Here is a 23,692-nt window from a genome sequence, read left to right as displayed (position 1 = left end):
AGTTCGTTAAAGTCGGATGCCGACATCATCAGAGGCGATGCGACCGGCACGAAAGTGCTCTGCCTCGGGAGACAGCGTGATTCACGATTGCAAAGCCCCGGTCACGCGACATCTCGTGCTGGTCCGGCATGGCCAGAGCGTAGCCAACCGATCCGGCCTGTTCACGGGATTGCTGGACTCGCCCTTGACCGAGCAGGGCCGGAGGGAAGCCGAGGCAGCCGGCCGGCGTTTGGCAGAGTGCAACTGGCGCTTTTCCGCTGCCTTCACCTCGACGCTGACGCGGGCCGTCGTGAGCGGCCGGCTTATCCTCGATGCGCTCGGGCAACCCGGATCGGTCCCCCAAAGCTTCGCCGCGCTCGACGAGCGAGACTACGGCGACCTCAGCGGGCTCGACAAGATTGCCGCCGATGCGCGCTGGGGGGCGGAGCGGATCGAGACCTGGCGCCGCTCCTACGCCGAGGCGCCGCCGAACGGTGAGAGCCTGCGCGATACCGTCGCCCGCATCGTGCCATGCTACCTCCGAACCATCCTGCCGGCGGTCATGTGCGGGGACGTGCTCGTCGTCGCCCACGGCAATTGCCTGCGGGCGCTTGTCATGGCGCTTGAAGACCTGAGCCCCGCGGAGGTCGAGCACCTCGAACTCGCGACGGGCTCCGTCAGGATCTATGAGCTTGCTGCGGACACGACGATCACGGCCAGCTGGATCGACGGGTGAATCCGCCTGTCGCCCCCCCACAATGCGTCTCCGCAAACTCTGAGGGGGTCCTCATCTCATCTATTTCAGTGATGAAAAGCATCTAATCATTCCGCTGGAGTGAATGAACGGGACCTGGGATCCTCCGGCATCACATCGGAGCCATCCATGTCCGCGCCAAGACTTTTCTCCCACTCTCGTTCGACGCGTGCCTTGGCCGGCACGAGAGCCATCCTTCCGGGACTGGGCCTCTGCGTGGCGGTCACCGCCGCAGCGATCGGCTTCGAAGCCGCCCAGACGCATCTGTTCGGTCGTGCCTGGCTCGAAGCCCTGGTGCTGGCGATCCTGCTCGGCAGCGCGATCCGCACGATTTGGACCCCGTCGCAGCGTTTCTTTCCCGGCATCGCCTTCGGGGCCAAGACCGTGCTGGAGATCGCGGTCGTACTACTCGGCGCGTCGCTCAGCCTCGCGACGATCCTCGCCGCCGGACCGGGCCTGCTCTTCGGCATCGCGGGCGTCGTCGTGGCCGCGATCCTGTCGAGCTACGGCATCGGCCGAGCGCTCGGGCTGCATCCGCGCATGGCGATCCTCGTCGCATGCGGAAACTCGATCTGCGGCAACTCGGCGATCGCCGCCACGGCACCGGTGATCGGCGCCGACGGCGAGGACGTCGCCGCCTCCATCGCCTTCACCGCGGTGCTGGGCGTGCTGGTGGTGCTCGGCCTGCCGCTGCTGGTGCCGCTGCTCGGTCTGTCGCCGATGCAGTACGGCGTGCTTGCCGGCCTCACCGTCTACGCCGTGCCACAGGTCCTCGCCGCCACTGCGCCGGTCGCGGCGCTCAGCGTCCAGGTCGGAACCCTGGTGAAGCTCGTCCGGGTGCTGATGCTAGGCCCGGTCGTCCTGGTGCTTTCGCTCGGCGCAAGCCGGCTGCGCGAGGAGACCGACGAGGCCGCCCCCGGCGTCACCGCCGGCGACCGCCCGGCCCGCGGCGGCCTCGCGATCCACCGCCTGGTGCCGTGGTTCATCCTCGCCTTCCTTGCGCTCGCGGGCCTTCGCTCGGCCGGGCTGGTCCCGCAGGTTGCGCTCGCGCCGATGTCGGAGACCGCCAACGTGCTGACCGTGGTCTCGATGGCGGCGCTCGGCCTCGGGGTCGACGTGCGCAGCGTCGCCAAGGCCGGCGCGCGGGTGACCCTCGCGGTGGTCGCCTCGCTCCTTGCGCTGGGCGCCGTCAGCCTCGGCCTGATCCACGTGCTCGGCCTCGTCTGATCCGCGCTATGGCATCGATCCGAATTCTTGATGAAAGAACTGCCGTGACACGTTCGTCCCAATCTTCGTCCGAGGCGGTTGCGCAGGCGACGGGATGGTTGATGGGGCCGGGTCGCGAAGCGGCGGACGCGGCAGCCCTTCTCGACGGGTTCAGCGCGTGCCTCTCGGGGCTCGGCCTGCCACTGGCCCGCGCCACCACCCACGCGCCGACCCTGCATCCGTCGTTCCGGTGGGTGATGCGCGTCTGGCATCCAGGAGCGTCGAGCCTAGCCCTGCGTCGCCGCCACGGCATCGAGGGCACGCCGACCTTTCACGGCAACACCGTCGAGCACGTGGTCGAGACCCGTACCCCGTTCCGATACCGTCTCGACGGGGATGGGCCGCTGCCGTTTCCCGTGCTCGGCGAGCTTCGCGACGAGGGTCTGACCGACTACCTCATCGTGCCGCTGCGCGCCGCGCGTGGACGCATGGGCGCCGCCTCCTGGGCCACGGCGAGACCGGGCGGCTTCACGCTGATCGAGATCGACACGTTGCTGGCGCTGGTCGAGCCGTTCTCGCTGCTGTTCGAGATCAAAGCGCTCGACGACATGCTCGGCGCGGTGCTGAGCGCCTATGTCGGGCGCGACCCGGCACGGCAAATCCTGGCCGGCACAGTGCGGCGCGGCGATGTACGTCTGATGCGGGCCGCGATGATGCTGACTGACTTGCGCGGGTTCGGTGAACTGTCCGACCGGCAGAGCCCCGACCGTGTCGTGGCCGCCCTCAACCGGATGTTCGATGCCATCGTGCCAGCCATCGAGGCGGAAGGCGGCGAGGTGCTGAAGTATATCGGCGACGGGCTACTGGCCGTGTTCGATGCCGATCGCGACGAGGCCGCGGCGCGCCGTGCCGCCTTGCGTGCCGCCGAGGCCGCACTCGCTGCGCTTGCGACCCTGCGCGACGGTGACACAGCTGCCTTCGAGGTCGGCGTCGCACTTCATGTCGGCGAGGTCGCCTACGGCAATATCGGCGGCGGCGACCGGGTCGACTTCACGGCGATCGGCCGCGATCTCAACGTGCTCGCTCGCGTCGAGCGCCTGTGCAAGACCTACGACACGCCGCTGATCGCCACCGACACTTTCATCGACGGATTGGCGCATGCCCTCGAACCTCTCGGCACCGTCGCCCTGCGCGGTTTTTCAGAGCGTCACGCCCTGTTCGGGCTTCGCAGGACCGCGCCCGTCGGCGCGCCGGCGGCGTGACGCCAAGACGGCGTCCTTGATCGTCCCATCGGAGATTGAAACTTCTCAAATCATCGCGTTTGGAGATCATTCGTATCGCGAAAGACCGTTGGTGGGAATAAACCGCATCCCGTAGCATCTCCCTGGTCGCGAGGGATCGCGACGGGTCCGATGCCTTCGAACGCATCGACACCGACATTCTTAGGGGAGAGACCATGCACGGACTGGACAGACCGATGAACCGCCGCCTCGTCCTGGGTGGCCTAGGGCTCGGCAGCCTCGGCGCCGCCATACCGGCCTGGGCGGCGGGCTCGGTGAAGCTTCCGCTGCCTGGCGGCCCAGACGAGCGGACGCTGACCACGGCCTTTCCGGGCAAGGGCGAGATGATCCTTCAACGCACCCATCCGCCGCTGCTGGAGACGCCGTTCTCGGTATTCGACGAGGGCGTGTTCACCCCCAACGACCGCTTCTACGTGCGCTGGCACTGGGCCTCGATCCCGACCGAGGTCGATGCCGGCACCTTCCGGCTCAAGGTCCACGGTCATGTCGAGAAGGAACTCTCGCTCTCGCTCGACGCCATCGCCGGCCTGCCCCGCTTCGAGATCGCCGCGGTGAACCAGTGCTCGGGCAATTCACGCGGGCTGTTCGAGCCGCGTGTGCCCGGCGCGCAATGGGCCAACGGCTCGATGGGCAACGCCCGCTGGACCGGCGTGCGCCTCAAGGACGTGCTCGAAAAGGCCGGGGTGAAGGCCGGTGCCTTGCAGGTGCGCTTCAGCGGCCTCGACGAGCCCGTGGTCGACGACGCGCCGGACTTCAAGAAGTCGCTCGATCTCGACCACGCCAACAATGGCGAGGTGATGATCGCCTACGCGATGAACGGCGAGCAACTGCCGCTGCTCAACGGTTTCCCGCTCCGGCTCGTGGTGCCGGGCTGGTACTCGACCTACTGGGTCAAGATGCTGTCCGACATCGAGGTGTTGGACAAGCCCGACGACCAATATTGGATGAAGACCGCTTACCGCATTCCTGACGTGCCGGGCGCTAACATCAAGCCCGGTCAGACCGGCTTCAAGACGGTGCCGATCAACAGGATGGTGCCGCGCTCGTTCGTAACCAACCTGCAGGACGGCGCCAAGGTGGCGGCCGGAACGCCGGTGGCGTTGCGCGGCATCGCCTTCGGCGGCGATTGCGGGGTGAAGGCGGTCGAGTTCTCCGGCGACGGCGGGGCGACGTGGTTCCCGGCGCAGCTCGGCGCGGACGAGGGCCCCTACAGCTTCCGCCGCTTCGAGGGCAGCCTACCGGCGCTGGCCTCCGGCACCCACACGGTCCGGGTCCGCTGCACCAACACCAACGGCGTCGCGCAGCCCATGGACCGGGTCTGGAACGGCGCCGGCTTCATGCAGAACGGCATCGAGGCCGTGTCATTCCAGGCCGCTTGAGGAGAACAGCCATGAACCCGATCCGCCCTGCGGCCCTCATCGCCGCCCTCATACTGTCTCCCCCGGTGGCGCTCGCCGCTTCGGCTCCCGAGCCGATGCGCTTCAGCTCGCAATCGATCGAATTCCCGACTTCCGACCGGATCTTCCCGGACGGGCCGGGGGCCGAGGCGGTCAACAACAACTGCCTCGCCTGCCACTCGGCCGGGATGGTGCTGACCCAGCCCAAGCTCACGAAGGCGCAGTGGACCGAGACCGTGAACAAGATGGTTCACGTCTACAAGGCGCCCGTCGATCCGGCCGACGTGCAGACCATCGTCGATTACCTCACGGCGTTGAAGCCGACGCCCTGAACCCCCGAATCCCGAGGCCGCCGCGCTATTTCGCCGGCCTCGGGGAATAGACCGAGCCTTCCGGCATCTCCTCAGGGCGATGCACGGCCGGCCCGGCCTTGCACCACGGATTTCCGATTTCGAACCAGCCCTCGCGGCCGGCCTTTGGCCGCCGAACGAGTGCGCATGCCCGAGAGACCCGCTTCATGAACCATATCCGCACCAGCCTCCGCACCCTCCTCGCCGGAGCCGCCTTGCTCCTCGCCCAGGGCCAGCCCGGGTTCGCCGCCGGCTTCGACGGCGCGATCAAGAACAACGCCCTGGCGCTGAACGCCGCCGGGACTGTCGCCGCTGTGTCGAACAGCGAGGAGAGCGCCGTCGTCGTCTACGACGTCGCCAAGGGCACCGTGCTGCGCCGCCTCGACGGCTTCGTCACGCCGCGCAACATCGTGTTCGCACCGGACGGCGCCCGCTTCTACATCTCCGACAGCGGCACCGGCCGGATCACGGTCTACGAGACCGCCACCGGCAAGGAGGCCGGCGTTCTCGCCGCGGGCCCCGGCGCGTTCGGCACGGTGCTCTCGGCCGACGGGACCAAGCTCTACGTCAACAACGAGGCCGCGAGCACGCTGACCGTGTTCGACACCAAGACCATGCTCGCCGAGGCCGTGATCCCCGGCTTCGCGCAGCCGCGCCAGGGCGTGAAGCTGTCGCCGGACGGCAAGACCGTGTTCGTGACGAACTTCCTCGGCGACAAGATCACGTTGGTCGATACCGCCACCAACAAGATCACCGGCGAGATCGCCGGGTTCGACAAGCTGCGCGCCATCTCGATCACCAAGGACGGTAAGACGCTGTTTGCCGCCAACAGCGGCCGTAACACCATCGGCGTGGTCGATGTCGCCGCCCGTAAGGTCACCTCCGAGGTGGCAGTGGGCAAGGACCCCTACGGCGCCGCGCTGACCCCGGACGGGCGCTTCGTCTATTCGGGCAACCTGAAGGACAACTCGCTCTCGGTGATCGACACCGGCACCCTCAAGGTCGTCGCCACGGTGACCGGCCTGAACGAGCCGCGCCAGGCGATCGCGTTCTCGGCCGACAACGCCCACGCCTACGTCCTCAACCGCGACCTCAGCGTCGCCGTGGTGGACCGGGCGAAGAACGTAGTCGTCTCGACGATGAAGCCGTGAAGCGACGCGCGTCGGGGGCCTTATCGCCCCCGGCGCGTTCTCGTCGTCGACACGTCACGAACGCAGGACAAAAACCCCATGCTCGGCCTGTTCCAGCGCAAGGACCGCCTCATCGTCCACGGCGAGGCGCCCTACAATGCCGAGCCGCCGCTCGATCGCCTGCGGGCGGCCTTCCTCACCGACCAGGCCGACTTCTACGTCCGCAGCCACGGCGACATCCCGGACCTCGACGCCGACGGCTACCGCCTGACTGTCGACGGGATGGTCGCGACGCCCCTCGAATTGTCCGTCGCCGATCTGAAGGCACGCTTCGCGCACGTCACCGTCACGGCGGTGATGCAATGCGCCGGCAACCGCCGGGCCGACATGCTGGCTGTGGCCCCGGTCTCCGGCGACCCGTGGGCGCCCGGCGCCATCGGCAACGCGGAATGGACCGGGGTGCGGCTCGCCGACGTCCTGCACGCCGCCGGGATCGATGCGGGCGGTACGCGCCACGTCGCCTTCGAGAGCCACGACCGGATCGCGGACACGGACACGCGCTTCGGCGCCTCGATCCTACTCGCCAAGGCACTGGCCCCCGAGACGCTGCTCGCCTTCTCGATGAACGGCGAGCCTCTCGCCCCCGAGCACGGCCATCCCCTACGTGTGGTCGTTCCAGGATTTGCCGGCATCCGCAGCCCGAAATGGCTCGCCCGCATCACGGTGCAGGACCAGCCCTCCGACAATCCGATGCAGGCCGACGACTACAAGCTATTCCCGCCCGACGTGACGGCCGAGACCGCCGACCCGGCCCACGGCATCACCATCGAGGCGATGCCGCTCAACAGCGCGATCTGCGAGCCCGCCCGCGGCGCAGCGTTGAAGGCCGGCCGGCACGCGATCCGCGGCTACGCCATCGCCAGCGACCGCGCGGTCGCCCGCGTCGACGTCTCGACGGATGGCGGTCGCAGCTGGGCACAGGCCCGGATCGACCGCGATGCCGACGCGCCCTACGCCTGGACGTTCTGGGAGATCGACCGCGAGCTGACCGCGGGCGAACACGAACTCGCGGTGCGGGCCTGGGACTCCGCCGGCCAGACCCAGCCGGCGGCGCCCGACGACACCTGGAACTACAAGGGCTACCTCAGCGCCGCCTGGCACCGGGTACGGGTCACGGTGGCCTAACAGTCACGCCCAGAGCAGGGCGGTGGCCGCAAGGCCCGAGATCGCGATCAGCAAGGCCGCGATCCCGACGGTGAGGATGCGCGGCATCATCGGGATCTCGGCATCGGCGAGACGCGCCCGAATCGCCCGGTCCCGCCATGCGGCGCCGGCGAACGAGGCAAGCGCGCAGGCGATCAACGTGAGCGACAGCACCTTTAGCGGCCAGACCGCCAGCACCTCCCGCAGGAAGCGCTGCGCGGCCAGGCCGACGCCGAGGAAGGCGAGCCCGGTGCGAAGCCACGCCACGAAGGTGCGCTCGGCTGCCAGAACCGTCCGGTCCTCGGCGAGCCTCACCCGGGGATCGTCGGGGTGCACGGGTTTCGCAGGATCGCTCATCCGGCATCCGCCGTCGCGATCAGGTCGAGCAACGCGTCGGCGGCCCGGCTGCGGTAGCGCTCCTTGTGGCGCAGCACCCGGAACGGCCGGCTCGGCAGGGCGAACGCCGCCCGAACCAGGGTTCCGGCCCGAAGCGCTGCGGCGACCACGGTCTCGGACAGGACGGCGGCCCCGCCCCCGGCCTCGACGGCGGCGCGCACCGCCTCGTTAGAGGGCAGTTCGAGCGTGACCCGAAGCTGGGCGGCTGCGAGGCCGGCCGCACCCAGGGCCGCCTCGAAGGCCGAGCGGGTTCCCGATCCCGCCTCGCGCAGCACCCAGTCGGCCCCGGCGAGATTTTCGGGTTCGAGGTCGGTCGCCCCGGCGAAGGCATGGCCAGGGGCGACCACGAGGACCAGTTGGTCCTGCGCGATGGTGGTGCTCGCAAGCGTCGGGTCGTCGAGCGCCCCCTCGACGAAGCCGAGTTCGGCCTGCCCGGCGCGCACCGCGTCGGCGGCGTCGGTGGTGTTGCCCACCGCCAACCGGATAGCGATCTCAGGGTAGGCCCGGCGGAAGGCGACGAGGTGGCGAGGCAGCCAGTCGCTGGCGATGGTCTGGCTGGCGTAGAGCGCCAGCGTCCCGCGCCGCAGGCCGCTGAGGTCGGCGAGCACCAGTTCGGCCGCGTCGGCGCGGGCAAGCACGGCGCGGGCCTCGACGAGGAACACGCGCCCCGCCTCGGTCAACTCGATCCCGCGGCCGACCCGGTGAAACAGCTTCGTCGCGTGCCGCCCCTCGATGTTGGCGATCGCCGTGCTGACCGCCGACTGGACGAGGTTCAGCGCCTCGGCAGCCCGCGTCACGTGCTGCCGCTCGGCCACCGCCACGAAGATGCGGAGCTGGTCGAGGGTCACGGCTGCCGACGATCAGGCGCGAGGCCACGCACCTGCGCATCGACCGCCTGCGCGACAGTGAGCAGCCGGGCCTCATCAGTTCGACCGGTGACGACGTAGGACATGCCGCCATCGACCCAGGAGAAGGCGGCGACATCGCCCTCGCGAGCGAAGCGGAAGAGCGTTCGCCCATCGCCGTCTCCGACACGGCTGTAGAGCGACAGGCGGGTTCCGCGGTCGTCGTCGTACATTAGCATCGCTGCGGATTCGGCGCCGGCCGGCAGCAGCCGCCCGCCCATCAGGCGAAACCCTTGGGCCGCGAGATCGGGGGCCGCGACCGCGTGACCGAGGCGCTTCGAGAGCCACGTCACGAGGTGGAGCTTCTCGTCGGCGCGCACCTCCACCGGATGCACCACCTCGACCACGAAGGTGCGAAAGGCCGCGACCGCGTCCTGCGTCGCCGGTGCCTCCGCCACCATCGCCGTCGCGGGTCCGCCGCGCAGGGCATGGCCAACCCAGCCGCCGGCACCGCCGAGCGCAAGGCAGAGCACGGCTGCAGCTGCCATGGGGAACCAGCCCCCGCCGACGAACCGACGTCGCGGGCGAATGTTGGCCACCCGGAGCCGCGCCGGGATCGCCTCCTCGGCGATCGGCGCGAGGCGGGCACGCAGGCGCTCGCGCAGGGCGCGATCCGCCGAGACCTCGGCCGCACGCGCGGGTTTTCCTTTGAGCCATGCCTCGACCAGCGCCTGCCGCTCCGGTTCGAGGCGGCCGTCGATCAGGCCGTGCAGGTCGTCCTCGCCGACCGGGCGTGGATCCCCGCTCATTTCACCCTCCTCAAGAGGCCGGTCCGGCCAGTTTCCAGAAAACTTCGCATCCGTGTCCGCGCCCGGCTTAAGCGCGACATCACCGTGCCGAGCGGTACCCCGAGCACCTGGGCCGCCTCGGCATAAGACAGATCCTCCACCGCGACGAGCAGCAGCACCGAGCGCTGTTCCTCGGGCAGGGTGTCGAGCCCGGCGAGTACGTCGTGGCCTCCCAACGCGGCTTCCGGGTCGATACCCGGATCGGGCACCTGCTCCAGTGCTTCCGCGCCGACATCGACGCCGCGCCGGCCCCGGCGCCGGACGGCGCCGAGGAACAGATTGCGCTCGATCGTGAACAGCCACGCCCGCAAGTCGCCGTCGCGGCGACGCCCGGACCAGGCGGACAATGCCCGCTCCAGCGTGTCCTGAACGAGGTCGTCGGCCGCCTCGCGGTCCCGCAACAGCGCGACGGCGTAGCGCCGCAACGCCGGGATCTGCGGTTCGATGAGGGCGGCGATCTCGTCCAACGACGTTTCCCGGTCAGAGGGGGCCGATCAAGGCATTCACCGATCAAGGCTTGGCGATGTGCCACGCGCCGTTGAGGAAGCCGTCGCCGGTGATGTCGCCGGGCTTGGTGTCCTTGGCAAAGGTGTAGAGCGGCTTGCCCTTGTAGGCCCACTGCATCGTGCCGTCGTCCCGCGTCACCATCGTCCAGTCGCCGCTGGCGGCCGAGCCGGAGGCGGCCATCAGGGCCGGCCAGTTGGTGGCGCAGGGGCCGTTGCACATCGACTTGCCGCCCATGTCCTTGTCGAAGGTGTAGAGGGTCATGCTCTTGGCATCGACGAGCGCCGGCCCCTTGGCGGTCTCGGCCGTCATGGCAGGCGCGGCGGCCTGGGCGGCTAAGGCGGAGAAGGCGACAGCCGCGAAGGCGGCGCGGATCAGCAGAGTGCGCATGGGTGAGGTCTCCCGCGGTCGAGCATGACCGCATCGGGAGGGATGCCGAAGAGGCGCCTCTATTCCACGCGTCTTCTCGACGACAGATCACGAAGGCGTGAACGGGCTCTCAGCCACATCCGCGGAATAAAGCCGCGCCCCAGGCATCCTTCCCATCGACACCGGATCAAAAGGAAGCCGCATGCGCGGAGCACTGGGATTTGCCGTGACGGCGGCGCTGATGGCGAGCGGCCTCGTCGGCGGCCGGATGATGATGCGCCCGACCTTGGCCGCCACCGAGCCAGCGGCAGCTCCGTCCGCGTCCTTCGACGCGATGATGGCGCAGTCGATGGCGCAGATGCATGCCGACATGATGGTCCCGCCCTCGGGCGACCCCGACCGCGACTTCGCCGCGATGATGATCCCGCACCACGAAGGCGCGATCGCGATGGCGAAGGCAGAGCTGCTCCACGGCAAGGATCCGGTCCTGCGCCGCCTCGCGCAGGGGATCGTCGTCGAGCAGGGCCAGGAGATCGATGTGATGCGCCGCGCGCTCGCCGATCGCCCCGCGATGCCGGGTCGGTCCGCCGGCGCCCCTCCCGTTCACCACCATGGCGCGGCACCTGCCGCCGAGATGCCTTCGGAGCACCGCCGATGAAGACCGCCCTGACCGTTCTCGCCCTTGTGCTGCTCTCCGGCTCGGCCTTCGCCGGGCAGGCTCCGGGCCCCGCCTCGGCGCCCGACGTGCCCATCAGCAGCAAAGACCGGTTCTACACCTCCGATCAGTTCTCCAATACGGTCTCTGTGGTCGATCCCGCCGCCAACACCCTGCTCGGGGTGATCCGGCTCGGCGACCCGACGCCGATAAACCTGAGCCCGCTCTATCGCGGGCAGCTTCTGGTTCACGGCATGGGCTTCTCGCCGGACCACAGGACCCTGCTCGCGGTCTCGATCGGTTCGAACTCCGTGAGCTTCATCGACACGGCGACCAACGCGGTCCGCCACACCGCCTATGTCGGCCGCTCGCCGCACGAAGCCTTCTTCACGCCGGACGGCCGAGAGGTCTGGGTGAGCGTGCGCGGCGAGGACTATATCGCCGTGCTCGATGCCGCGACCGCCATGGAGACCCGCCGGATCACCGTACCGAACGGGCCGGGCATGACGATCTTCTCGCCGGACGGCACCTACGGTTACGTCTGCTCCAGCTTCAGCCCCGAGACCGTCGTCATCGACATCAAGACCCACGCCATCGTCGGCCGCGTGAAGCAGGAGAGCCCGTTCTGCCCCGACATCGCCGCCACGCCGGACGGCAAGCAGGTGTGGTTCACCCTCAAGGATGTCGGCCGGACCCAGGTGTTTTCGGCGCGTCCGCCATTCGCGCCGCTGAAGACGATCGAGACCGGGCCGATTACCAACCACGTCAACATCGTCTCGACCAAGGCCGGCCAGTTCGCCTATGTGACGATTGGCGGCCTGAACCAGGTCAAGGTGTTCCGCACCGACGATTTCTCCCAGCTCGCAACGATCCCGACCGGCGCCCTGCCGCACGGGCTCTGGCCCTCGGGCGACGGCAGCCGGGTCTATGTCGGCCTGGAGAACGCCGACAAGGCCGCGGTGATCGACACCGCGTCGAACACGGTGATCGCCGAGGTGCCGATCGGCCAGGGTCCGCAGGGCGTCGCCTACGTCCCGAACGCCGTGCCGGAGGGGGACGGAAAGCAGAACCTCCAAGCGCTGGGCGCAGCCGACAAGACCAGCGCGCTGACGCTCGCGGGTACCGATGGCAAGCCGGCGACGCAGGTAACCCTGTTCGACCAGGGCGTGTTGCAGACGCTGCAGGCCGCGGTAACGGGACTGCCCTCGAAGATGCCGTTCGTGCTGGCGCTGGCCGCCGACTCGAAGGGCGCGACCGGCCTGGAGCCGCTCGCCGCCTTCATGACCAACCCGGCCGGCGCGGCCATCGTCAACGCGATCGGCCCGATCCGCCAGATCACCCGCACGGATGCCGGCGCGAGCCGGCGCTACCTCGTGGTGGTCTCGGGAAAGCCCGGTGAACTCGGCGGCGTCGTCCAGATGCAGACTGTGGATTGAACGGGCGGCCTCACGAGCGCGGGAAGCGGGAATCCGAGAGCATGCGTTCGCAGCGCGCGTCCGGCTGCAACGTCTGCTTTCAAGGCCGCCATTGGCTCGCTTCTATGACCGAGTAGGTGAAGGTTTTCGGATGCTGGCCGGCGCAGGTCATGCGGCTGGGCTGAGGGCCGGCGTCCGCAAACCGCCCAAGCACGAACCCGCGATGGTGTGAGCGCACCGCCTATGGGGATTCGAAGATCTGCGGACTGAGCGCGGGGTCAGGCGGTGGCACGGAGCTGCCCCTGGCGGGCGGGGTGGGGCGGCCAACACACGGGTTTCGACGCGCCTGCGGGGGCGTGGCGCAGCGGCGGCGGGCCGGAGGAGCGACGATCGGCACGATGGCGATGGCCACGGCCGGGGTCGGCACGCGGCGGCTCGCTGGCCGAAGCGACGCAGCTTCGACGCGGGGCTGGACTGGATCAGGCCGGGTCACGACGCCCTCATCGCGGAGGAGCGCGGCGCGGTGGGGGGGGCGCGCGGCTGAGCCGGGCTCGGGATGGCCGCGATGATGATCATGCGCCCGCCGCAGCACGGGCACGCCGGGCGCCACGCCGACGATCGCTCCGCCGCCTCAGTCTCGGTCGGTGGCGGGACGGCGAGCAGGTCCCTGGCGCGGGCGAGGTTGGCCTTGCGGCCAGCGCTGGCGAGCAGGCCATAGTGCCGGATGCGGTGGAAGCCCTTGGGCAGGACGTGGAGCAGGACGCGCCGGATGAACTCGTGCGTGCTCAGCGTCAGGGTCCCGTAGCGCTCAGGCCCGTCGCGACGGTAGTCTTTGATGCGGAAGGTGACGCCGGTCCCGTCGAACGCCACCAGCCGGCCATTCGAGATCGCCACGCGGTGGGTGTAGCGCGACAGGTAGGCCAGCACCGCCGCGGGACCAGCGAAGGGCGGTTTGGCGTAGACGACCCAGCGCGTCGTCTGGATCGGTGCGAGGTAGCGCCGGAAGGCGCGGCGGTCGGTCAACGGCGCCAGACTGCCGAAGAAGTCGAGCCGTCCAGCGTCGTGCAGGGCGATCAGCCCCGCCAGGAAGAGGCGGCGGAACAGCTTGGCCAGCACCCGCACCGGCAGGAGGAAGGCGGGGCGCGATGACACCCACCGCGCGGTCGCGCGAGAGGCCGCCGCCCGGCACGATCGTGTGCAGGTGGGGATGATGCGTCAGCGCCGAGCCCCAGGTGTGGAGCACCGCGGTCAGCCCGATCTTCGCGCCGAGGTGCTTCGGGTCGGCGGCGATGGTCAGCATCGTCTCGGAGGCGGCCCGGAACAGCAGGTCGTAGACGGCGACCTTGTTCTGCAGGGCGATGTCGGCGACCTGGGCCGGGAGCGTGAAGACGACGTGGAAGTAGCCCACCGGCAGCAGGTCGGCCTCACGCGCGGCCAGCCACGCGCGAGCGGCCGCCCTTTGGCATTTGGGGCAGTGCCGGTTGCGGCAGGAGTTGTAGGCGATGCGCGTGTGGCCGCAGTCGCCGCAGCCCTCGACATGACCACCGAGGGAGGCGGTGCGGCACCGCTCGATGGCCGCCATCACCTTGAGCTGGGGCAGGCTCAGGTGCCCGGCCTGGGTCGCCCGGTAGGCCGGCCCGGCAGCGCGGAAGACGTCGGCGACCTCCAGCGCGGGTCGAACGCCGAGTCAGCCGGTTGTGCTCTGTCCTTCCATCAGCAGCGCGAGGCGCTCCGGCGGCCCGGTGACGGCGCGGATCGTCTTGGTCGCGACCCGGGCGTAGAGCGCGGTGGCGTCGAGCTTGGCGTGTCCGAGCAGCACCTGGATGACGCGGATGTCGACGTCCTGTTCGAGCAGGTGGGTGGCGAAGCTGTGGCGCAGGGTATGGGGCGTCACCAGCTTGCGCAGGCCGGCGGCGTCGGCGGCCTCGTGCACGGCGCTGTTGATCTGGCGGGTCGAGATCGGCTCGACGGGGCTCCGGCCCGGGAACAGCCACCCGTGCGGCAGCATCACGCCGCGGCGCCGGCCATCGCGCCACCCCAGCCGGAGCAGCCCCAGCAACTGCGGAGACAGCATGGCGTTGCGGTCCTTGCGGCCCTTGCCCTGCTCGACCCGGATCAGCATGCGGGTGCTGTCGATGTCGTCGACCTTGAGGGCGGCCACCTCCGAGACGCGCAGGCCCGCGCCGTAGGCGGTGCCGAGCGCCGCCTTGTACTTCAGCCCCGGCGTCGCTTCGAGCAGCCGGCCGACCTCCGCGACGCTGAGCACGTCCGGGAGCTTGCGGGGCTGGCGCACCAGGACGAAGCGACGCGACAGGTCCGGCCGGTCGAGGGTGACGGTGAAGAGGAAGCGCAGCGCCGACACGGATCCGTTGACGGTGGGCGGCTGGACGCCAGTCTCGGCCTGATGGACCTGGAAGCGGCGGATGTCCTCGGGCGTCGCGCTGTCGGGCGAGCGTTCGAGGAAGGCGGCGAAGCTTCGGACGCAGCGGATGTAGTCGCGCTGGGTCTCCTGCCGCAGGCCGCGCAGGCGCATGTCGTCGAGCATGCGCTGGCGCAGCGGGCTAACGGATGAACAGGGGGACGTGAGGGTCGGCTGGGACATCGGGGCCTGCTCCAAGATGACGGTGATCCATCATGCTGGGAGCCCGGCCCGGACCCGCTCAACTGTTCATCGACGCTCGGCGCCCGCACTCAACCTCCCCGAAGGGCCCATCCCGCGAAGCGGGTTCGTGCATGGGTCGAAAGCAGCCCCGCGCGGTGGGTACCAACCGTCAGATTTCGACCACTAGGTGCCGGCCCTGGCGAAGGCGACGAGATCCGCGGGATCGATGCTCTCCGCATCGGCCCGGAGAAAGATCATCGTCTCGGTCAACCAGGGGGAGGCGAGGCGGTGACGGATCTCGGCCGGGCGGTCGAGATCGTGCCGCCGCAGCACGCCCACGAGCTGTGTGCGGCCGGTTCCGTCGGCCAGGAGGATGATATCCTGCGCCGTACGGACGATCTTCAGGTGGAACCCCTCGGATTCGTTCACGAAGTCCATGACGTTCCCGTCGACCGGATCCTCATCCCCGAGCGATGCGACATATCGGGCGACGAAAAGGACGATTTCCGGCCCGGACATCGTCCTGGTGTGCGACCGGCCACGCGCGGCATAAGGCGACCTCGTCGAATGGACGCGGCGGGCGGGTGAGAGCCCCGGAGTCTCGATCTCACAGAGGAAGTCGCCCCAGGGGCGGACAAGCTCCTTGACGATCAGGTTCCAGTGGCCGTCGCGGGCGAAGCCGATCGCATTGCCGCATTCGCCCTCGAAAAGCATGAGGACGGGCGTGCCCTGGACCAATAATCTGACCACGCGCCGCCCCTCCCCATCGACACGGCGCGTGATGAGCATGCCGTCGCCGAGGCGGTGTTCGCTGTACCGCCTGTCCGGGGCCCTCTTGGCGGCCGGGATGACGATCGCCAAGAGGGTGATGTCGTCGAAGAGTCGGTTGCGTCGCATGGTACGGGCGGTACTGGGCATGGTCGCTCCTGGAACGGGTGAGAGTGTCTTGGTCTGGTTTTCGGCGTCACCGCCGCAGGATGGTTGACCCTCGTCCATCGACCTTTTTCGCCCGCGGAACGCCTTCATCGACGCCGTCACGGTGCCAGGGCCGGCCTAGTGGGGGCTTCGTCCCACGCAGGGTGGCCCGGGAGGCCGGATTACCCCGTCGAATCCGGTTTCTCGGGGGGGAATGCGTCGGGCTTGATCTGTTCCGGCACCGTGTAGTGGGTGCCGTCGTAGGCAAGTCGGCCTGTGTTACGCAGTCGCCGCATCGCCGCCAGCAAAGTGTTGTCACGCTGTTCGCTCACGCGACCGCCGTCCGGTTTCCGCAGCTCTTCCAGAAGCTGCAGCGAGGTCAGCGGACCCGCCTTCCTGACGGCATCGAAAGCCGCAAGGCCGGCACCGCGAAGGGCCCGGGTCTGCGTTGGTGCGACGGAGCGAGTGGAGTTCTTAGCGACCCTCTTCTTCGCCGCGGCAGCTTTCTTCACGGGCGACTTGACCGTCTGCATCCGGATGCCCGGCACGGTCTGCAGCCAATCCGCGAAGGGCTTGCGACCCCATTTCGCCCCGTCCATGTGCGCCGCGACGATAAGATCATGGAGCGGTCGTTGAGCCACGTCCCTCCAGAAAGCCTCTGCGTGCTCCCTATCGTTTTCCGTATCATTCATCGCCTTCTCCTCCATCCCGTCATGCGTGACACTGGCGGCAACGTTAGTCTAGCGGCCAGGCGCAAGGCCTTATCGTACGATAAAGTTGTCAACAGCTATCTTCAGGACGTCCAGCAAACGTCATGCCGGCGGCGGACGTTAGCTGGGATGATAGCGCGGGTCGCGATCTTCGGCCACCGCTTCGCTGTTTCGGAACGGCCCCCGCTCTGCGACTGGCACGAAGCCCAGGTCGTTGGGGGCGGGCCGGTCGTTCCAGGGTCGCTTGCCAGGTATGCCCAACGACCTGGCCTTCCCCGCATCTCAGCCGCCGTCCTGCTTTGAGCTGCCGGAAGCGCCGTCTTGACCGGCGCCCCCCTGCCTGAATCCATGGCGCGACCCATGGAAACGGAGAGTACGAATGTTTCGGCCGCCCTCGATCTTCCACGCTGGACGCAAGTTGTCCGAACTTCGGCGTCACCTCGAAACCGCCGGCCATCCCATCTCGATGGAGGCCGCGCGGTCGGTCATGGCGCAAGCGTGGGGATGGATGTCGTGGGCGGAACTGACAGCCGCACTGGAGACCCCGGGCGAGCCTTCAAAATTCGACGAGGACCTGATCGGGCCCGTAGCCCGTCGGGGAGTGATGAACAGGCATAACCTGCGCGTGTACGGGAGACGATGCTCGACTGCCGCCCTTGCTGTGCGTCGCGAGCTTGGTCTGCCGTCCGAGATGGCCCTGTCGCTCTGCGCCATCGTGCGATTCACGGGGCGGCACGAGCCCGATCCCGAGGCGCAGGAAAGGGCGCTTTCCGTCTGCCGGAAGCGGAACCTTCCCGCGAAGGCAGACGGGTCGTCCTATTTGGAGGTTTGGCGTACGCCCGAGCAATTCCGCGAGGATTATCGGCTCGGTTGCCAGCCGCCGTCGCCGGAGTGGCAGGGCTTCCTGAACGATATCGTCGCCCATCGGGACAAGCGTCCGACACTGCCCCCGCATCGACCGCGGTGACGCGTTCGCAGGCCTGAGATTTGGCCGCCATGAAGCGCCATGTTGCTCAATCCCGGATAACGCCGAGAATTTGATCAAGACCCTATGGGGATCGGCGATTGTTGGTCAATTTTCTTTCGACTCATTATTGATAACCCTTCCAGCGCATCTGCAACAGTATTGCTCCGCGGTCGGTTATCACGTGATGGCCCCGCCTGAGCGGTGTGCGCAGCGAAAGGATCGATGCGGCCGGCTATCACATGGCCGCGCTCAAGCGTATGCAGTGACAGCTCCATGTTTCTTCGACCGAGATGAAAGAGAAAATTTTTGGGCGGATTATCGCAGATGGCTCATAAGCAGAGGCTTGGGGGCCATCTCAGATTAACCTCCCAAATGTTTTCCCTCTATGATATCCATCTGATTGGGTTGATCTTTTTCAACCGCCATGAAATTCGAGCCCCCCACTTGGGGCGCTTGCGATTCAGGGCGCAGCTCCAGCTTTTCTCGTGCACGCGCTTTCTGCACGTCAATACCGGCGATCTTCACAGGTCGCTCCATGCGGCGGGCATACGCTTGAAGGAGTGCGTAAAGGTAGCTGCCGAAAGCCCGGAATAGGCGCGCTCAAAAAGGGCCAGAAGCTCAGGGCGCGGGCCCGTTAGAACGGCTCAACAACTTGATCGCCCTTGCGCTTGCAGGCACGGTCACGTTCTGGTCTGTCGTGGTGCGTTGCTACATCTTTGCATTCGGTAGTCCGCGCCCCAGCTGATGCCGCTTGGGATCAGCATCCAAAGGTCTTACCACACTTCTACTGTCTACCGGCTGAGTTGCCCTGCCGACACGATCGTGTCGACGGTCTCGCATCATTCCTCGACCATTATCAATCGATTGCTGCGCAGCTACCGGCGCGGGCTGTTCGACATCGCCATCGTGGCGGACCTGCCACCCAGCACGACGCTCTGAAGCGGTCATTCAACTCCCAGCATCGTCAACCATGACGCCCTGCACCTCGACTTGGCCACGGCGCTGGAGCTGAAGGGCCACGATCCAACACAGGGCCGCCCAAGCCGAACCCACGCACCAACCCGCGAGCACGTCCGTGGCGTAATGCACTCCGAGGTAGACCCGGCTCAGCCCGACCACGATCGACAGGAAGACCGCGCATCCCGTGAAGTACGCCTTCAGGCGAGCATCCGCGGCGACGCGCGTCATGAGCGCGCCGAGCGTCAGGAAGGTCACCGCGGAGAGCATGGCATGGCTGCTGGGAAAGCTGGACGTGAAGACCTGGATGCCGTCGGGCATGTCCGGACGGGGCCGGCTGAAGAACAGCTTCAGCCCGAAGCTGACGACCGTTCCCCCGAGGATCGAGCCCACCAGCAGTAGGGCGGCCCCTCGCTTGCGGATCAGGAGCAGGTAGCCGACGACGCTCGCCAGGAGGAAGCAGAGCACGACCATGCTGCCCAACGCGGTCACGTCACGGGCCATCTCGTGGAGCCAGGCCGGGCCTATCGCGTCCGTTGCGCCGACGGGGCGGAAGACGTGGGCGATGCGGGTGTCGAAGGCCGTCGTGTCGCCCTCCATGACTTCCTCGGCAAGGAGGCCGAAGCCGAGGATGAGGGCTGCGACGCAGAACAGCGCCGCGATGAGGCCGATCTCCCTCTTGCCGAGACGCGCGACGATGCCCGCAGGGTTGGGCGAAGTGGCTCGGTTCATCGATCCTGGTTCCTGGCCGGTGAGGGGTCGCAAATTCGATGGGGTACGATGGCTAACCCCGGGGCGACGAACCCGTCCCGTCACCGGGCGCGACGAACCCTCCGATAGCGAAGGCAAGCCGGACGCGCGGCACCGGACGATCGCGATGAAGGCGATACCGGATGCCGTGCCCATCGGGGCCGGACCGCCCTTTCGTGGTCGCGTCCACCGCAACGCCCACGATGGGCCTTATCGTTCGCGTCCCGGCGATGCCTCGCGTTGCAGGGCCGCGGCGCCGGGCATCAGGACATCGTCGCGTCCGCGCCCGGATGCCGCCCAGCCCTTTGGGGCAGCAGGACGATAAGGGCGACGATGAAGGCCGCGATGACAGCGGAGGCGAGAGGCCGGCTGAGGTCCAGCCCCCCGTCGGCGGCCGGCTTGTCGAGGAAGTCGCCCACCATGGCACCGAGCGGCCGCGTCAGGATGAAGGCCGCCCAGAACAGCGCGACACGCGACACCGAGATCCGGTAGTAGAGTACGATGACCACCGCGAGGGCGGCCGCGAACACGAGGGCCCCGCCCTGGTAGCCGAGCCCGCCCGTGTCCGCGAGCCAATCGCCGAGCGCCGTCCCCAGCGTCTGGGAGAAGGTGATGGCCCCCCAGTAGAACGCCTCGACCCTAGGGGTCGAGACCGTATCCACCGATACGGTGCCCTCGGATGCGTACCAGAGCCAGAGCACGGCCGCGAGGCAGGCGAGGAGCAGGGTCGACCCGCCGGTGTATCCGATGCCGAGCGAACGGTCGGCGAAGTCCGCCATGGTGGTGCCGAAGGTGGTCGAGGCGACGATGGTGGACCAGTAGAGGACGGGGTTGAACCGTCTCGCCATGATTTGCGCGACCACGAGGCCGAGCAGCACCACGGCAAACAGTAGGGTGCCGGCGAGGTAGCCCCAGTTGAGCGTCATGGTGACGGTATCGCCGCCGGTCTCGCCAAGGGTGGTGGCCAGGATCTTGATGACCCAGAAGCCGAGCGTGACCTCCGGGACCTTGCTCAAGGTGCGCTCAAGGGTGCCGTTCATCGGGTAGGATCCTTCGGCTGGAGGAGGCCATCAGGCGGCGTCGACGCCGACCGCATGGCGACCGGCACGCTGTGGGATGAGGAGCACGAGCACCACCATGACGAGCGCCAGCACCCCGGAGATCGTGATGTCGTCGATGCCCAGGCCACCCGAAGCGGCTGGCTTGTCGAACGAGTTGGCGAGGGTGGCGCCGAGCGGCCGCGTCAGGACGAAGGCGATCCAGAACAGCAGCGGCCGTGATACGCGCGTCCGCAGATACAGCGCCGTAACGACGGCGAGCGCGAGGACGATCAGGAACGCGCTACCATTGTACCCGAGGCCGGTGCTGTCAGCCATCCAGTCGCCCAGCGCGGTGCCGAGCGTCTGCGAGAACATGATCGTGGCCCAGTAGAACCCTTCCGCCTGCGGGGTCCGCACCGATTCCACGGCGACGGTGCCCAGGGTGCGCTTCCAGAACAGGAGGGTCGCGACGACCGAGGCGAGGAGGACCAGCGATCCGCCGAGGTAGCCGATGCCGAGGGATCGGTCGCAGAAGTCCGCCAGCGTCGTGCCGGCGAGCGTCGTCGCGGTGATCACGGCCCAGTACAGGGTGGGATGGAAGCGGGATGCCCGGATCTGCGCCGCGAGCAGCACGGCCAATAAGGTCCCGAAGATCGCCGTGCCCGTGAGATAGCCCAGGCCGAGCGTCAGGGCGACGGCGTTGCCGCCGACCTCGCCAAGCGTGGTGGCCACGATCTTGATCGCCCAGAACCCGACGGTGGCTTCCGGCACCTTGCCGGGTTCCATGGGGGCGGGTCGCTCGGTTCGTCGCATGGGGATGCCTTGTGAGTGGCCGGCGTTGGTTCAGGCGACCTGCATCCGGTCGATGACCGCGAGCAGCTCGTCGACCGCGCGGCGGCAGGTGACGGGGTCGGGAGGCGACGCCCGCAGCGCGTCGAGGGCGCCGTCGATGGCCTTGTCCACGACGTGCCAATCGACGGCCGCGCGCGGTCTCAGACCCGCCTCGGCCCCGTCCCAGGACAGTTCGAGGTCCTTAATCCGCGCCTTCGCGGCCGGAAGGTCGTCCCGGTCGGCGAGGGCCTTCACCTCGACGACGATGGCCCGGAACTTCGAGAGGTCGCCGAGCTTCGACGCGGCAGGCGTAGCCGGTGTCGCGCCGGCATCCTGCACCGCCAGCAGGACCAGGGGGGCGGCGGTGCCGCCGACGATCGCGGCGGCCACCGTGGCAAGGATTATCGTTCGCATGGACTTCGCTCCGGCTCGTGTGGCGTCAGGTGGAGGGAAAAGGGAGGGCGTTCGGACCGCTCGCGGGGAAAGTTCAGCCCCCGCGCAGTCCCTCGGGCTCGCGCGATCGCGGGACCAGGCTCAGGGCCCCCACCAAGGCGACGATGACCGCGAGGAAAACGAGGCTGGTATGGGCCGTGCCGAACCCAAGCCCCCCGTACTCACGGGCCTGCGAGAGGAGATCGCCCAAAGACGCGCCGAGCGGCCGCGTGACGATGTAGGCGAGCCAGAAGGTCGCCATCGGGTTCGCGCCGAGGCTACGGGCGAGCGCGAGGGCGGCCAGGACCGTGCCGAAGATGACGACGCCGAGATTGAAGCCGAGACCGAGCGCCTCCGTGGCGAGGTCGCCCGCCGCCGTCCCGAGCGCGAAGGTCAGGAGGATGGCGAGCCAATAGAACGCCTCGCGCCGGCGGGTCACGATGGCATGGATCGAAAGGGTCTTCTCGGTCGCGAACCAGACGGCGAACACCGCCGCGAGGGCACACGCGAACACGCCCGTGCTCACGAAGAGGCTGACGCCGAGCTTGTCGGTGAGGATGTCGGTGACCTGCGTGCCGACCACGCTGACGAGAACCACGGTCACCCAATAGATCCAGGGCACGTAGCGCCGCTCACGGACCTGCAGGGCGAGGGCCCCGGCGAGGAGGGTGGCCGTGATCGCGGTCGTGGTCGCAGCGCCGAGGCCCACGTTGACGGCGAGGTAGTCGGCACCGGTCTCGCCGACCGTCGTCGAGAGGATCTTGATGACCCAGAAGGCCGCGGTGACCTCCGGGACCTTGTTCAGGATCCGGCCCTGTATCCCGCCCATTGCCGACTCCCGTCCGTCGTCGTGGTGGCGAGTGATAGCCGGCCAGAATGAGGACAGAATGAGCGCAGGCCCCGGGGAGCGCAGGGAAGTTCTCAGGCCTGCGAACAGACCACCGCTATAACCCCTTGCCCGTCGCGGCGGTTCTCGACCGTCAGTCTCAAGCCGTTTCGCTCCGCGCCGCGGCGAGCGATCGCCAAGCCGAGACCGGTTCCCTCGATCCCCGGCGGCGCAGCCCGGAAGAAGCGGTCGAAGAGACGCGATGCGCTGCCCGGCGGCAGGCCGCAGCCGGTATCGCACACCGACACGACGGCCTCCCCATCGACGAGCCGGAGCGTGACGTCGACCTGCCCCCCCGCCGGGGTGTAACGCAGGGCGTTGTCGATCAGATTGGCGAAAAGGGTCGCCAACTCGTCGCCATCGGCGGGAATCCGCGCAGGCGCCTCGATCTCCACGCCGAGGTCGATGTCCTTGCCCTGCGCGATTACGACATGGTCGGCGACGCAGTCCAGAAGCAGCTGTCCAAGGTCGACGGACCCTCGACCTTCCGCGATGTCGTCGTCGAGGCGGGCGAGGCGGAGGAGCTGATCCACCAGGCGGCTCGCGCGATTGATGCCCCCCGCGAGCGCCGTGCGGCGCTCGCCATCATCCCCGACGAGGGCGTCGATCTGGATCTGCATCGCGGCGAGCGGCGTGCGCAGCTCGTGCGCCGCGTCGGCGACGAATCGTTTTTGGGCGTCGAGCGCGGCCTGCAGACGGAGGATCAGGCCGTTCATGGCCTCGACCAGCGGCGCGACCTCCGCCGGCACGCCACGCGCGGCTAGCGGGCCGTTCGCCGTCGCGCCCCGCCCCGCCAGGTCCTGCACCAGATCGTCCAGCCGCCCGAGGACCCGGTTCATCGCCCACCCGACCACGATCCACGACAGCGGGATCAGGAGGAGCAGGGGGGCCAAGGCTCCAAGTGCCGCGTGCCGGGCGAACTCGGTCCTGACCACCTCGCGTTGCGCGACCCGGACCATCGTGGTGCCGTTGGCCGTCGCATAGGTGCGCCAGGTTTCCCCGCCCATGACAATGTCCGCGTAGCCGGTGCGCTCGGGCCGCCGTTCGTCGACGCCGCGGTCGCTGCGTAGGAGCTGCCCGTCCTTCCAGATCGTGACGGCGAGCTGGTCCTCCGGATCCTGGTCGGCGGCCGGTGGGGCGTCCGCGTCCGGGAGTCCGGAGCCGGCGTTGAGGGCGACCTGACGCAACTGCCCGTCGAGGAAATCGGATGCTTCCCTTTGCGCCAGGACGTAGGCCGCGAGCATGGCGGC

At 68.5% G+C, this 23,692-nt stretch carries 25 protein-coding genes and 1 pseudogene; 10 read left to right on the top strand and 16 right to left on the bottom strand.

Features of this window, described 5'->3' with window-relative positions:
• Positions 1–76: 76 nt before the first annotated feature.
• The 7 genes from MKK82_RS26115 to MKK82_RS26085 all read left to right on the top strand — a co-directional run bounded on the left by MKK82_RS26115 (position 77) and on the right by MKK82_RS26085 (position 7,302).
• A complete protein-coding gene (locus MKK82_RS26115) occupies positions 77–715 on the top strand; it encodes a 2,3-bisphosphoglycerate-dependent phosphoglycerate mutase (protein ID WP_058191652.1) in 639 nt (212 codons plus the stop codon).
• Between the two features lie 147 nt (positions 716–862).
• Entirely contained in the window at positions 863–1,960 is a 1,098-nt protein-coding gene (locus MKK82_RS26110) for a YeiH family protein (protein ID WP_058191651.1), read from the top strand.
• A gap of 101 nt (positions 1,961–2,061) precedes the next feature.
• A complete protein-coding gene (locus MKK82_RS26105; protein ID WP_058191650.1) occupies positions 2,062–3,201 on the top strand; it encodes an adenylate/guanylate cyclase domain-containing protein in 1,140 nt (379 codons plus the stop codon).
• A gap of 194 nt (positions 3,202–3,395) precedes the next feature.
• Positions 3,396–4,619 carry a molybdopterin-dependent oxidoreductase gene (locus MKK82_RS26100; RefSeq protein ID WP_058191649.1) on the top strand — a complete coding sequence of 408 codons (1,224 nt, stop codon included), beginning with the start codon at positions 3,396–3,398 and terminating at the stop codon, positions 4,617–4,619.
• Between the two features lie 11 nt (positions 4,620–4,630).
• Entirely contained in the window at positions 4,631–4,969 is a 339-nt protein-coding gene (locus tag MKK82_RS26095; protein WP_058191648.1) for a c-type cytochrome, read from the top strand.
• A gap of 185 nt (positions 4,970–5,154) precedes the next feature.
• Positions 5,155–6,138 carry a beta-propeller fold lactonase family protein gene (locus MKK82_RS26090; protein ID WP_058191647.1) on the top strand — a complete coding sequence of 328 codons (984 nt, stop codon included), beginning with the start codon at positions 5,155–5,157 and terminating at the stop codon, positions 6,136–6,138.
• A 78-nt stretch (positions 6,139–6,216) separates the two neighbouring features.
• Positions 6,217–7,302, top strand: a complete 1,086-nt coding sequence (locus MKK82_RS26085; RefSeq protein ID WP_147724547.1) for a molybdopterin-dependent oxidoreductase — start codon at positions 6,217–6,219, stop codon at positions 7,300–7,302.
• Positions 7,303–7,305: 3 nt separating this feature from the next.
• Here the strand turns inward: MKK82_RS26085 and MKK82_RS26080 are convergent, their stop codons facing one another.
• From MKK82_RS26080 to MKK82_RS26060, 5 genes are read right to left on the bottom strand one after another with little or no spacing between them, the layout of a single operon-like run.
• Positions 7,306–7,677 carry a YidH family protein gene (locus MKK82_RS26080; protein WP_056250466.1) on the bottom strand — a complete coding sequence of 124 codons (372 nt, stop codon included), beginning with the start codon at positions 7,675–7,677 and terminating at the stop codon, positions 7,306–7,308.
• The gene (locus tag MKK82_RS26075; protein ID WP_058191645.1) at positions 7,674–8,564 is read right to left on the bottom strand and encodes a LysR family transcriptional regulator; all 891 of its coding nucleotides are present in this window, start codon (positions 8,562–8,564) and stop codon (positions 7,674–7,676) included. The genes MKK82_RS26080 and MKK82_RS26075 overlap by 4 nt, the downstream gene beginning before the upstream one ends.
• Complete coding sequence (locus MKK82_RS26070; RefSeq protein WP_058191644.1) at positions 8,561–9,370, bottom strand: anti-sigma factor family protein; 810 nt, start codon at positions 9,368–9,370, stop codon at positions 8,561–8,563. Before MKK82_RS26070 ends, MKK82_RS26075 begins: the two co-directional genes overlap by 4 nt.
• Positions 9,367–9,876, bottom strand: coding sequence for an RNA polymerase sigma factor (locus MKK82_RS26065; RefSeq protein WP_056250474.1), 510 nt, complete (start codon positions 9,874–9,876; stop codon positions 9,367–9,369). Before MKK82_RS26065 ends, MKK82_RS26070 begins: the two co-directional genes overlap by 4 nt.
• 43 nt (positions 9,877–9,919) lie before the next feature.
• A complete protein-coding gene (locus MKK82_RS26060; protein ID WP_056250476.1) occupies positions 9,920–10,303 on the bottom strand; it encodes a hypothetical protein in 384 nt (127 codons plus the stop codon).
• 181 nt (positions 10,304–10,484) lie between these two features.
• Between MKK82_RS26060 and MKK82_RS26055 the strand changes: the two genes are divergently transcribed.
• Together MKK82_RS26055 and MKK82_RS26050 are read left to right on the top strand one after the other, a co-directional pair.
• On the top strand, positions 10,485–10,940 hold the full coding sequence (locus tag MKK82_RS26055; protein WP_056250477.1) for a DUF305 domain-containing protein: 456 nt from the start codon (positions 10,485–10,487) through the stop codon (positions 10,938–10,940).
• Positions 10,937–12,373, top strand: coding sequence for a YncE family protein (locus MKK82_RS26050; RefSeq protein WP_058191643.1), 1,437 nt, complete (start codon positions 10,937–10,939; stop codon positions 12,371–12,373). Before MKK82_RS26055 ends, MKK82_RS26050 begins: the two co-directional genes overlap by 4 nt.
• 468 nt (positions 12,374–12,841) lie before the next feature.
• On the opposite strand, the pseudogene MKK82_RS26045 reads toward MKK82_RS26050, so the two are convergent.
• The 4 genes and pseudogenes from MKK82_RS26045 to MKK82_RS26030 all read right to left on the bottom strand — a co-directional run bounded on the left by MKK82_RS26045 (position 12,842) and on the right by MKK82_RS26030 (position 16,561).
• Positions 12,842–14,021 (bottom strand): annotated as a pseudogene (locus MKK82_RS26045) (IS91 family transposase).
• 18 nt (positions 14,022–14,039) lie between these two features.
• Positions 14,040–14,954, bottom strand: a complete 915-nt coding sequence (locus MKK82_RS26040; protein WP_058191642.1) for a tyrosine-type recombinase/integrase — start codon at positions 14,952–14,954, stop codon at positions 14,040–14,042.
• A gap of 183 nt (positions 14,955–15,137) precedes the next feature.
• Positions 15,138–15,872 carry a hypothetical protein gene (locus tag MKK82_RS26035; protein WP_147725105.1) on the bottom strand — a complete coding sequence of 245 codons (735 nt, stop codon included), beginning with the start codon at positions 15,870–15,872 and terminating at the stop codon, positions 15,138–15,140.
• Positions 15,873–16,051: 179 nt separating this feature from the next.
• A complete protein-coding gene (locus tag MKK82_RS26030; RefSeq protein ID WP_147725103.1) occupies positions 16,052–16,561 on the bottom strand; it encodes a hypothetical protein in 510 nt (169 codons plus the stop codon).
• 397 nt (positions 16,562–16,958) lie between these two features.
• Here MKK82_RS26030 and MKK82_RS26025 point away from each other — a divergent pair, with 397 nt between their 5' ends.
• Positions 16,959–17,546, top strand: a complete 588-nt coding sequence (locus MKK82_RS26025; protein ID WP_058191639.1) for a hypothetical protein — start codon at positions 16,959–16,961, stop codon at positions 17,544–17,546.
• A gap of 360 nt (positions 17,547–17,906) precedes the next feature.
• Here MKK82_RS26025 and MKK82_RS26020 read toward each other — a convergent pair whose 3' ends face one another.
• The 7 genes from MKK82_RS26020 to MKK82_RS25990 all read right to left on the bottom strand — a co-directional run bounded on the left by MKK82_RS26020 (position 17,907) and on the right by MKK82_RS25990 (position 23,686).
• A complete protein-coding gene (locus MKK82_RS26020; RefSeq protein WP_160329317.1) occupies positions 17,907–18,071 on the bottom strand; it encodes a hypothetical protein in 165 nt (54 codons plus the stop codon).
• A gap of 423 nt (positions 18,072–18,494) precedes the next feature.
• On the bottom strand, positions 18,495–19,235 hold the full coding sequence (locus MKK82_RS26015) for a phosphatase PAP2 family protein (RefSeq protein ID WP_058191637.1): 741 nt from the start codon (positions 19,233–19,235) through the stop codon (positions 18,495–18,497).
• Positions 19,236–19,516: 281 nt separating this feature from the next.
• Positions 19,517–20,293: a hypothetical protein gene (locus tag MKK82_RS26010; protein ID WP_243987283.1), complete on the bottom strand. Its 777-nt coding sequence runs from the start codon at positions 20,291–20,293 to the stop codon at positions 19,517–19,519.
• Positions 20,294–20,323: 30 nt separating this feature from the next.
• On the bottom strand, positions 20,324–21,079 hold the full coding sequence (locus tag MKK82_RS26005) for a hypothetical protein (protein ID WP_152997465.1): 756 nt from the start codon (positions 21,077–21,079) through the stop codon (positions 20,324–20,326).
• Between the two features lie 57 nt (positions 21,080–21,136).
• Positions 21,137–21,538, bottom strand: coding sequence for a histidine kinase (locus MKK82_RS26000; protein WP_243987282.1), 402 nt, complete (start codon positions 21,536–21,538; stop codon positions 21,137–21,139).
• 73 nt (positions 21,539–21,611) lie between these two features.
• Complete coding sequence (locus tag MKK82_RS25995) at positions 21,612–22,385, bottom strand: hypothetical protein (RefSeq protein ID WP_058191633.1); 774 nt, start codon at positions 22,383–22,385, stop codon at positions 21,612–21,614.
• A 92-nt stretch (positions 22,386–22,477) separates the two neighbouring features.
• Complete coding sequence (locus MKK82_RS25990) at positions 22,478–23,686, bottom strand: ATP-binding protein (RefSeq protein ID WP_243987281.1); 1,209 nt, start codon at positions 23,684–23,686, stop codon at positions 22,478–22,480.
• Between the last annotated feature and the right edge of the window lie 6 nt (positions 23,687–23,692).

Origin of the sequence: Methylobacterium sp. E-046 (genome assembly GCF_022829625.1) — a bacterium.
Classification (GTDB): domain Bacteria; phylum Pseudomonadota; class Alphaproteobacteria; order Rhizobiales; family Beijerinckiaceae; genus Methylobacterium; species Methylobacterium longum.
The sequence above is the reverse complement of the archived record's forward strand: the minus strand, read 5'-3'. Positions and strand labels throughout refer to the sequence as shown.